This is a genomic window from Streptomyces sp. NPDC059875, assembly GCF_042731085.1.
Classification (GTDB): Bacteria; Actinomycetota; Actinomycetes; order Streptomycetales; family Streptomycetaceae; genus Streptomyces.
In genome coordinates this window covers 25,846-34,799 of sequence record NZ_JBHWJZ010000055.1, presented here as the reverse complement: position 1 = coordinate 34,799, position 8,954 = coordinate 25,846, and the positions used below count along the sequence as shown (strand labels likewise).

Here is an 8,954-nt window from a genome sequence, read left to right as displayed (position 1 = left end):
GCCCTCGCCCGGCGGGTGGTGGGGGTGGGGGGGGGCGGGGGGGGGCCCCCCCCGTCCTCGGCGGTGGGGGGGGGGGGGCCCGGTCCGCCCCCCCCCCCCCTCCTCTCGTCTCGTTCACCGTCAGGCGGCGGCGAAACCCTTCTTCAGCGCCGTGGCGATCTCCACGGAGCGCCGGGCCTGGAACTCGATCGCGGCGAGGTTCTCACCGGACACGTTGTTCGCCTCGTTCGCCGAGACGCTGCTGGCGCCGTACGGGTTGCCGTTGGCCGGGGCGAACTGGACCGGGTCCGCGTAGCCGGGCGTCACGATGACCGCACCCCAGTGGTAGAAGGTGTTGTTCAGGGCGAGCAGCGTCGACTCCTGGCCACCGTGCGTGCTCGCGGTCGAGGTGAAGCCCGAGGCGACCTTGTTGACCAGCTTGCCCTGCGCCCACAGACCACCGGTGGTGTCGATGAACTGCTTGATCTGCGCGGCGGGCAGACCGAAGCGGGTCGGCGTGCCGATCAGCACGACATCGGCCCACTCCAGGTCGTCGAGCGTGGCGATCTCCACGTCACGGGTGGCCTGGACGTGCTCCGCCCACTCCGCCTTCGTGTCGATCACCGACTGCGGCGCCAGCTCCGCCACCTTCCGCAGCCGCACCTCCGCACCGGCCTTCTCCGCCGCGTTCACGGCGGCGGTCGCCAGCGTGTGCACGTTGCCGGTCGACGAGTAGTAGATGACTGCGACGTTGGTCATGACAGACCTGCTCCTTGGTGAGGGACGGGGGGCCGGATGCGGAACGGACAGGCCCTTGCGGGACCTTCTCCGAACGGGACGGCGGGCTTCCACGCGACCGGTGAAAGTCCGTCAAGTCCCACGCCCGGATGTCACTTCGCGGCGAAGAACCGCAGCAGGGCCCGCTCGTCGTCGTCGGTCAGTTCGATCGAGAAGAGCTCCCCGAGCGCGCACACCGTGTCCGCCGCACTCAGCTCACGCCGCTCGACACGCCCGTCCGGGTACTGGATCTCCAGCGACTTGTCCCGCAGCAGCCGGCGCTCCTTCTCCGTCTCCTTCTGGACGACCAGCTGACCGACGAAGGGCGAGCCGGGCCGGGTCGAGGAGAGGTAGTGCGCGGCCTCGAAGTCGATCCGGAACTGGGGCTCCTGGCGGAACGAGTACATGTCGAACCAGCCCTCGTCCGGCCCGCCCCTGGGGATCCGCACCACCCAGTCGGGCCCGTCGGCGGCCAGCTGCCACGTCCAGTCCGCGACCGAGGAGACCGCCCCGTCCCGGAGCGGCAGCGCCTCCATCAGCCCGCTGTAGCCGTATCCGGCGTCGGCCAGCCAGACCTGGTCGTCCGCCCGGACCAGCAGCACCGTGTGCGTACGGAAGCGGCGCCTGGTCTCGCCCTGCCGGATCCGGGCGAGGAGCCGGGTCACCGGGAAGCCGAGCCGGTCCAGGGCGGCGGCCAGCAGCAGGTTGTTCTCGTAGCAGTAGCCGCCGCGCCCCGCCCGGACGAGCTTGTCCTGGATCCGGTCCAGATCGAGCGAGACCGGGCGGCCCAGCGCGATGTCGATGTTCTCGAACGTGATCGTGCTCATGTGACCGCGCAGGACCCGGTGCAGGGTCTCCGGGGTGGGCGTGCGGGGCCCGGTGAAGCCGATCCGGGCGAGGTACGCGTCGAGGTCGAGGAGCTCGGTCTGCCACTCCGGATCGGTCTCGACCGCGACGGGCAGTCCGTACGTTCCCAACATGTGTGTCTCCTGGTTCAGATGCCTGGATCAGATGCGTGGTTCAGATGCGTGGATCAGTTGTCCGGGGTCGGATGGGACGGGTGTCGTCGTCCCGCAGGAACTCGGGCGGGATGGTGTCCGGGCAGACGACCTCCCCCTCCACCGCGGCCTCCTCGGGGGCGGCCGGCGGGGCCACCGGCGGCTTGAGCGCCGCGGCGAGGGCGGCCGCCAGCGCCGCGCCGAGGACCGGGCCGATCAGATACGCGGTCAGGAAGCCGAAGTTCCCGGCCCACAGCGCGGGCCCGAACTGCCGCGCCGGATTGACCGAGCCGCCCGAAAGCGGCCCGAGGATCATGATGAAACCGGTGATGCAGAGCCCGACGACGCCCGGGATCAGCCACTCCCAGCGCGGCCGGATCAGCAGCGCCGCCACCAGCGTCATGCAGATCAGCTGCCCCACCGTCTCCGCCGTCAGCACGCCCCAGAACCCCCAGCCGGGCTGCGGCGCCACCGCCGCCCAGCCGACCTGGGGCAGCCCCACCTTCGCGCCCCACACCAGCCGGGCGAGCCCCACACCCGCCACGGCCCCGGTCATCTGCGCCACGCAGAACGGCAGGACGTCCCGGCCGGGGAAGACCCGCAGCAGCCACAGCCCGATGCTCACCGAAGGGTTCATGTGTCCGGCGGTCTTCCGGGACATCGAGTAGTGGATGATCGCCGTGTTGACGACGCCGAAGAAGATCCCGAGCGCGACGAACGCCGCGCGCCCCTTCAGCACGGAGCCGAGCGGCGCGTCCGGAGCGAAGATCCAGCGCGAGGTGGTGACGATGAGGAAGAGGATCCCCGCCGTGATCAGGAACTCCAGGACGAAGGTGCGGGCGCGCGGGGAGAGGAGCTCCCGGCGCGGGGCCCGGTGACGACGGCTGTGGGTCATGGTGACCAACTCCCAGCTGTGATGCGGTCGGTACAGGCGGCGCGGGTGGTACGAGACGTACACATGCGTCCGCGGCGCCGCGGACGGCCGGAAGGCCGCCCACGACGCCGCAGAAGGGCGAACGTGCAGGTCAGAGCTCTATACGGACCTCGTACTCGAGCGCCCAGGCGTTGAACTCGACCAGCCGCTCCATCACCGCCCGGGTGCCCCAGAGCCCGCCGAGCGCCGAGTACTCCTCCAGCGGCTTGTCGAGGAGCTTGGTGATCCCCTCGCGCGGGACCAGGCGCAGCACCGGGGAGCCCTCGGCGAGCAGCGCCTCGACCTTGTCGCGCAGCGCGGTGACGTACTCGATGTCCTGGGTGGAGGGGTACGGGCTCTTCTTCCGCTCCAGGACCGACTGCGGCAGCACGTGCGCGGCCGCCGCGCGCAGCAGGCTCTTCTCCCGGCCGTCGAAGTTCTTCATCTCCCACGGCACGTTGTAGACGTACTCGACGAGCCGGTGGTCGGTGAACGGGACGCGGACCTCCAGGCTGGTGGACATCGAGATCCGGTCCTTGCGGTCCAGCAGGAACTTCTCCCAGTGCGTGATGTTGAGCCAGGTCAGCTCCTTCATCCGCTCCTCGTGCCGGGAGTCGCCGGCGAGCCGCGGGACCGCCTCCAGGGACTCGGTGTACCGGCGCTTGACGTACTCCTCCATGCCGAGCCGGTCCCAGAGCCCGATGTCCTTGATCGTGTCCAGGCCGCCGAGACGCCGCCAGGCGTCGTACCAGGGGAAGGTGTCCCCGTTCACGGCCTCCTCGTCGAAGAACCAGTTGTAGCCGCCGAAGATCTCGTCGGCCGCCTCGCCCGACAGCGCCACCGTGACCCGCTCCTTGAGCGCCTTGCACAGGTGGTAGAGCGAGTGCTCCATGTCGCCGGTGGAGACCGGCAGGTCCTGGGCGCGCAGCACGGCCGCGCGGACGCCCTCGTCGAGGATGTCGTGGTTCTCCAGCTCCACGACGATGTGCTCGGCGCCGGAGTGCTTGGCGACGTCGACGGCGTACGGGGTGTCCGGGTCCATCCAGATGCCGTTGTCGCGGAAGGTCTCGCCGTGGTCCTTGAAGTCGACCGAGAAGGCGGTGATCCGCTCGTCCGAACCCTGGTCGCGCAGCACCTTCGCGGCGAGCGCGGTCACGGCGCTGGAGTCCAGACCGCCGGAGAGCAGGGTGCCGACCTTCACATCGGCGATCAGCTGCCGCTCGATGATGTCCTCGAGCAGCTCGCGAACGGTGGCGATGGTGGTGTCGAGGTCGTCCGTGTGCGGGCGGGCCTCGAGCGTCCAGTACGTACGGGTGGTGGAGCCGGACCGGGAGAAACGGACCGTCGTGCCCGGGACGACCTCGCGCATTCCCTTGAAGACCGCGTGGCCGGGGGTGTTGATGATGGCGAAGATCTCGGCCAGGCCCTCGGCGTCGACCACGGCCTCCGCCTCCGGGTGGGCGAGGATCGACTTGGGCTCGGAGCCGAAGAGGACGCCGTCGACGGTGGGGTAGTAGTAGAGCGGCTTGACGCCCATCCGGTCGCGGACCAGGAGGAGTTCCTCGATGCGCGGGTCCCAGATCGCCAGCGCGTACATGCCGTTGAGCCGCTCGGCGAACGTCTCGCCCCACTCCAGATAGGCGTGCAGCACCACCTCGGTGTCGGACGCGGTGCGGAACTCGTGTCCGAGGGCGGTCAGTTCGTCCTTGAGCTCGCGGAAGTTGTAGACCTCGCCCGTGTAGACGAGGACGGGCTGCCCGTCGTCGCCGGGCTCGGCGTGCATGGGCTGGCGGCCGTTCTCCAGGTCGATGATGGAGAGACGGCGGTGGCCCAGGGCGGCGTGCCGGGTGAGCCAGATGCCGCCGTCGTCCGGGCCCCGGCACTCCAGGGTCCGGGTCATGGCCTCGGCGGTGTCGCCGCCGAGCGTCAGGTCGCGGTCGTAGGCGACCCAGCCGGTGAGTCCGCACATGGCGCCTCAGGTCCTTTCTCGAATGATCAGCGGGATGTACGGAGTCAGGGGCGGGGGACGGTGGCCGACGGGGTCCTCGGGACCGGGACCCAGCCGGCGGTGTCCCAGTGGGCGAGCTGGCGCAGCGCGGAGCGCTCGCCGATCTCGGCGACCCGCTGCCCGCCGAGGATCAGCGTGGAGGGCCGGTCCGGCGAGAACACCGGGACCGTCGGCGCGTTCGGGCTGCTCGGGGCCCGGCCGCGGGCGAAGGAGGACACCAGGTCGATGAAGGTGTCCGAGACGAGCTTCTCCAGCGGGCCGTCGCCGTAGTGCGGGGCGTTGACCGCGGAGCCGTAGGTGCCGAAGAGGAACTTGGACGTGGCCTCGTGCGGGGTGCCGGTCAGCGGCGGGGCGACCGGGTGTGCGAACTCCACCAGATAGCTGGGCACGTCGGGCCGCTCCCTGGCCTGCCGCTCGGCGAGCCGGGTGATCTGGTAGCGGAAGAGACTGTCGCCCCAGATCGCGCCCCAGATGGAGACCGGGTCCTGAGGGAGTCCGTCGATCGCCGCCGCCCTGCGGTACGCCGAGATCGCCGCGTCCACCTCGGTGTCGGCGACATGCACCGCGCCCTTGTGCAGCACGGCGCGGATCGCGGTGCGCAGGCTCGCGTCGTCGGAGGGGTGGGGGCCGGGGAAGGGATAGCCGGGCCCCGTGGTGAAGAAGGTGCCCTCGGTCCGGCCGTAGATCGACAGGGTGGGCAGCTCGGGGGTGGGCAGTTCGAAGTCGTGGCCGAGCATCCAGCGGTCGTCGACGACCGGTCCCTGGTACTCGCGCCAGGTGGATATCTCCCGGTCGACGGGGCTGCCGGAGAAGATCTTCTCCCAGGTGTCCTTGAGCCGGGCGGCCTCCACGGAGCGCAGGCCCCGCACGGTGGTGCCGAGCTTGCGGGCGACCAGTTCGAAGACCCGGTGGGAGTCCTCCCTGCTCATCGAACTCGCCGGTTCCCAGACGTGCTTGACGCTGATCGGGACGATCCGGCGGACCGTGCCGCGCAGCTCGGGGAGCAGCCCGAGCTGCCAGGTCGAGGAGCCACCGGCCGAGGTGCCGGCCAGCGTGATGTTGTGGGGGTCGCCACCGAAGGCGGCCGCGTTGCGGCGCACCCAGTGCAGCAGCGCCACCTGGTCCTGCAGGCCCCAGTTGGAGTACCCGCCGGTGCGATCGTCGAGCAGGTCCTCGTGCAGACCCCAACCCAGCGCGCCCAGCCGGTAGTTGAAGGTGACCACGACCATGTCGCCGTGGGCGGCGGGCCGGGCGCCGTCGAAGTCCGGCTCGCTGCCGGCGCCGAGGAACCAGCCTCCGCCGTGGATGTAGACCACCACCGGCCGGGCGCCGCCGGTGTCCGGCGTCCAGACGTTCGCGTACAGGCTGTCCTCGCTGGAGCCCGGCAGATACGACTGGTACGAGACGGGCGCGAACGCCGTCGCGTCCCGCACCCCGTGCCAGGGGACGACCGGGCGCGGCGAGCGGTAGCGCAGCTCGCCGACCGGGGGAGCGGCGTAGGGCACCCCGCGGAAGACGGACAGGCCGCCGGCCCGTTCGCCCCTGATCAGACCGCCGCTGACGCGGGTGACGACACTCGTGGTCCCGGTGCCGCCGGCCGTCGTGGCGCCGCCACCCGTCTCCGCCGCCGAGGCCACGCCGCCGCCCGGTACGGTCACCGCCGCCGCCACTGCTGCGGCGGCCGCGACGACCGTACGTCTCCGTGGCATGGGTGGCGGTTCATGTCCAACTCCCGACCGGTCCATAAACAAAACTCCCCGGGTAAGCGAATGCCGAAAGACGGCGCGTCGAAGAGTGACGACGCTGCGAGGGTGCCGCACCTCCTGGCCTCGGCCAATGCGCTTCGGCGTACTCAGTCAGGTCAGTCGGAGCGGCATCCGAACCGGTGTCACGGTGACCTGACGTATTCACCCGCGAACCTTTGAGCACACCCGCAGGGGATCGGCAGGATCCAGGCATGACAACGTCGATTCTGGACTCCCGCCCCCTTTTCGAACTGGGCGCCGAGATTCATATCGCGGCCTCCGCCGACAAGATCTACTCGATCGTCAGCGACATGCATCGGCATTCCGAGTGGAGCTCGGAACTCCAGCGCGGCCGGTGGCTGTCCGGAGAGCCCGGGCAGGTCGGTTCGATCTTCGAGGGTGAGAACTTCCGCAGCGACGACGTCGTGTCCTGGGCGCCGCTCATCCGCGGCACCTGGCACACGAAGTCGGAGGTCGTGGAGACCACTCCCGGCCGTGCGTTCCGCTGGAAGATCCACTCCAAGACCGGTGCGCCGCAGGAACTCACCTGGTCCTTCCTGCTGGAGCCCGCCGAGAACGGTGCCACGCTCTCCCAGACCTTCCGCATGGGATACGCCTCGCCCGGAATCCACGAGATCACGAAGGACATGGACGAGGCGGGCAAGCAGAAGTTCATCGCCGACTGGACGGTGAAGATGACCCGGGACATCACCGAGACCCTCGGCAAGATCAAGGTCGTCGTCGAGAAGGACTGACGCCACCGCCACCAGGAACGACGCATCGACGGGCCGGCCCCACAAGGGCCGGCCCGTTGCGCGACGCCCGGCCCCACGAGACCCCCACACCCCCACAGCCCCCCACACCCCCCCCACAGAGCACGGAGATGCGGGCGCGCACAGGGTGCGCCCACGACGAGGGGAATCCCCATGCTTTCCAGACGACGGTTCATCGGTGCCGCCCTGGCAACAGGCGGCACGGTGGCCACCGGCGCAGCACTGACCCCGCTGCTCGGCGCGGCATCGGCCACAGCGGCCGACGCGACCGCCGTCCCGTTCTTCACCCAGCCGATGCCGCTGCCGCAGGTCATCGTGCCCAGCTCGACCGCCAACGGCGTCGACACCTACAACATCTCGATCAAGCGGACCACCAAGGAGATCCTGCCCGGACAGCTCACCGAGGTCTTCACCTTCAACGGCGGTTTCCCCGGGCTCATCCGGGCCACCTCAGGCCGCCCGGTCGTCATCAACCAGTACAACAAGCTGGACATGCCGGCCTCGATCCACCTGCACGGCGGGCACGTCGCCTCCGAGCACGACGGCGATCCGATGGCCACCATCGCCCCCGGCGGCGTCCGCACGTACCACTACCCGAACCGGCAGGCCCACGCCCCGCTCTGGCTGCACGACCACGCCCACCACATGGAGTCCGAGCACGTCTACCGCGGCCTCTCCGCGTTCTACCTGCTCACCGACGCCGAGGAGAAGGCGCTCCCGCTGCCCTCCGGGGTGTACGACGTGCCCGTCATGCTGCGCGAGGGGCATTTCGACGCGGCCGGGCAACTCGTCTACACCATGGACGACTTCCGTAGCCGGTCCACCATCCTGGCCAACGGAAAGGCATGGCCGTATTTCCAGGTCGCGGCCCGCAAGTACCGCTTCCGGCTGCTCAACTCCACCAATCTGCGGTTCTTCACCCTGCGGCTCGCCGACGGTTCACCGTTCGTCCAGATCGGCTCCGACGGTGGCCTCCTGGAAAGGCCCTTCTCCACCGACACCGTCGCCCTCTCGCCGGGCGAGCGGGCCGAGGTCGTCATCGATTTCTCGCGCTACCCCGTCGGCACCCGGCTCGTCCTGGAGAACACCGAAGGCCCCGGACCGGCCGAACTGACCGGCAAGGTACTGCGCTTCGACGTGGTGAAGACCACGACCGACCCGAGCGCCGTACCCGCCACGCTGCGCACCCTGCCCGCTCTGCCGGCCGTCACCGGACAGCGGACCGTCGTCATGAGCATGGACGAGGACGGGCGGCCCGCCCCGCAGGGCTATATGGACGGAAAGGTCTACGACCACGGTCGAATCGACAACACCGTCCCCTGGGGCGGTTCTGAAATCTGGACGGTGACCAACAGCAATCAAGCCATTCCGCACAACTTTCATATTCACCTGGTGCAGTTCCGTGTACTGACACGGAACGGAAATCCGCCCGGACCGGCAGAGGCGGGACTCAAGGACACGATCCGCGTCATGCCCGGCGAGACGGTGAAGTTCCAGGCAACATTCGACAGCTATCGCGGAAAGTACCTGTACCACTGCCACATGCTCGACCATGCGGCCATGGGAATGATGGCCCAGATGGAAGTCGTGTGAACGGCGCACGAACCGACCTGATGGATTCTCGGCCCACTTGACGGAGTCCGGCCGACTCCATTGGCCGCGTACCGGCCAACGGCAGATGATTCGAACGAATTCCGGGCCGGCCGGCCCCGTCACCGGCCGGCCCTTTTCGGATCTCCGCCTCGAGGAATGCCGCCCGCA

The 8,954-nt window shown here is 69.6% G+C and carries 7 protein-coding genes; 2 read left to right on the top strand and 5 right to left on the bottom strand.

Going from position 1 to position 8,954, the window contains the following annotated elements; translation table 11 throughout:
* Nucleotides 1–120: 120 nt before the first annotated feature.
* The 5 genes from wrbA to ACFV9D_RS36815 all read right to left on the bottom strand — a co-directional run bounded on the left by wrbA (nucleotide 121) and on the right by ACFV9D_RS36815 (nucleotide 6,384).
* Nucleotides 121–738: an NAD(P)H:quinone oxidoreductase gene (gene wrbA / locus ACFV9D_RS36835; protein WP_385156715.1), complete on the bottom strand. Its 618-nt coding sequence runs from the start codon at nucleotides 736–738 to the stop codon at nucleotides 121–123.
* Nucleotides 739–869: 131 nt separating this feature from the next.
* Complete coding sequence (locus tag ACFV9D_RS36830) at nucleotides 870–1,736, bottom strand: arylamine N-acetyltransferase (RefSeq protein WP_385156712.1); 867 nt, start codon at nucleotides 1,734–1,736, stop codon at nucleotides 870–872.
* Nucleotides 1,737–1,776: 40 nt separating this feature from the next.
* Entirely contained in the window at nucleotides 1,777–2,649 is an 873-nt protein-coding gene (locus tag ACFV9D_RS36825) for an MIP/aquaporin family protein (RefSeq protein ID WP_385156709.1), read from the bottom strand.
* A 130-nt stretch (nucleotides 2,650–2,779) separates the two neighbouring features.
* On the bottom strand, nucleotides 2,780–4,636 hold the full coding sequence (gene asnB / locus ACFV9D_RS36820; protein ID WP_385156705.1) for an asparagine synthase (glutamine-hydrolyzing): 1,857 nt from the start codon (nucleotides 4,634–4,636) through the stop codon (nucleotides 2,780–2,782).
* A gap of 44 nt (nucleotides 4,637–4,680) precedes the next feature.
* Nucleotides 4,681–6,384: a carboxylesterase family protein gene (locus ACFV9D_RS36815; RefSeq protein WP_385156702.1), complete on the bottom strand. Its 1,704-nt coding sequence runs from the start codon at nucleotides 6,382–6,384 to the stop codon at nucleotides 4,681–4,683.
* A gap of 248 nt (nucleotides 6,385–6,632) precedes the next feature.
* Between ACFV9D_RS36815 and ACFV9D_RS36810 the strand changes: the two genes are divergently transcribed.
* The gene (locus tag ACFV9D_RS36810) at nucleotides 6,633–7,175 is read left to right on the top strand and encodes an SRPBCC family protein (protein WP_385156698.1); all 543 of its coding nucleotides are present in this window, start codon (nucleotides 6,633–6,635) and stop codon (nucleotides 7,173–7,175) included.
* 171 nt (nucleotides 7,176–7,346) lie between these two features.
* A complete protein-coding gene (locus tag ACFV9D_RS36805; RefSeq protein WP_385156695.1) occupies nucleotides 7,347–8,786 on the top strand; it encodes a multicopper oxidase family protein in 1,440 nt (479 codons plus the stop codon).
* Nucleotides 8,787–8,954 lie beyond the last annotated feature (168 nt).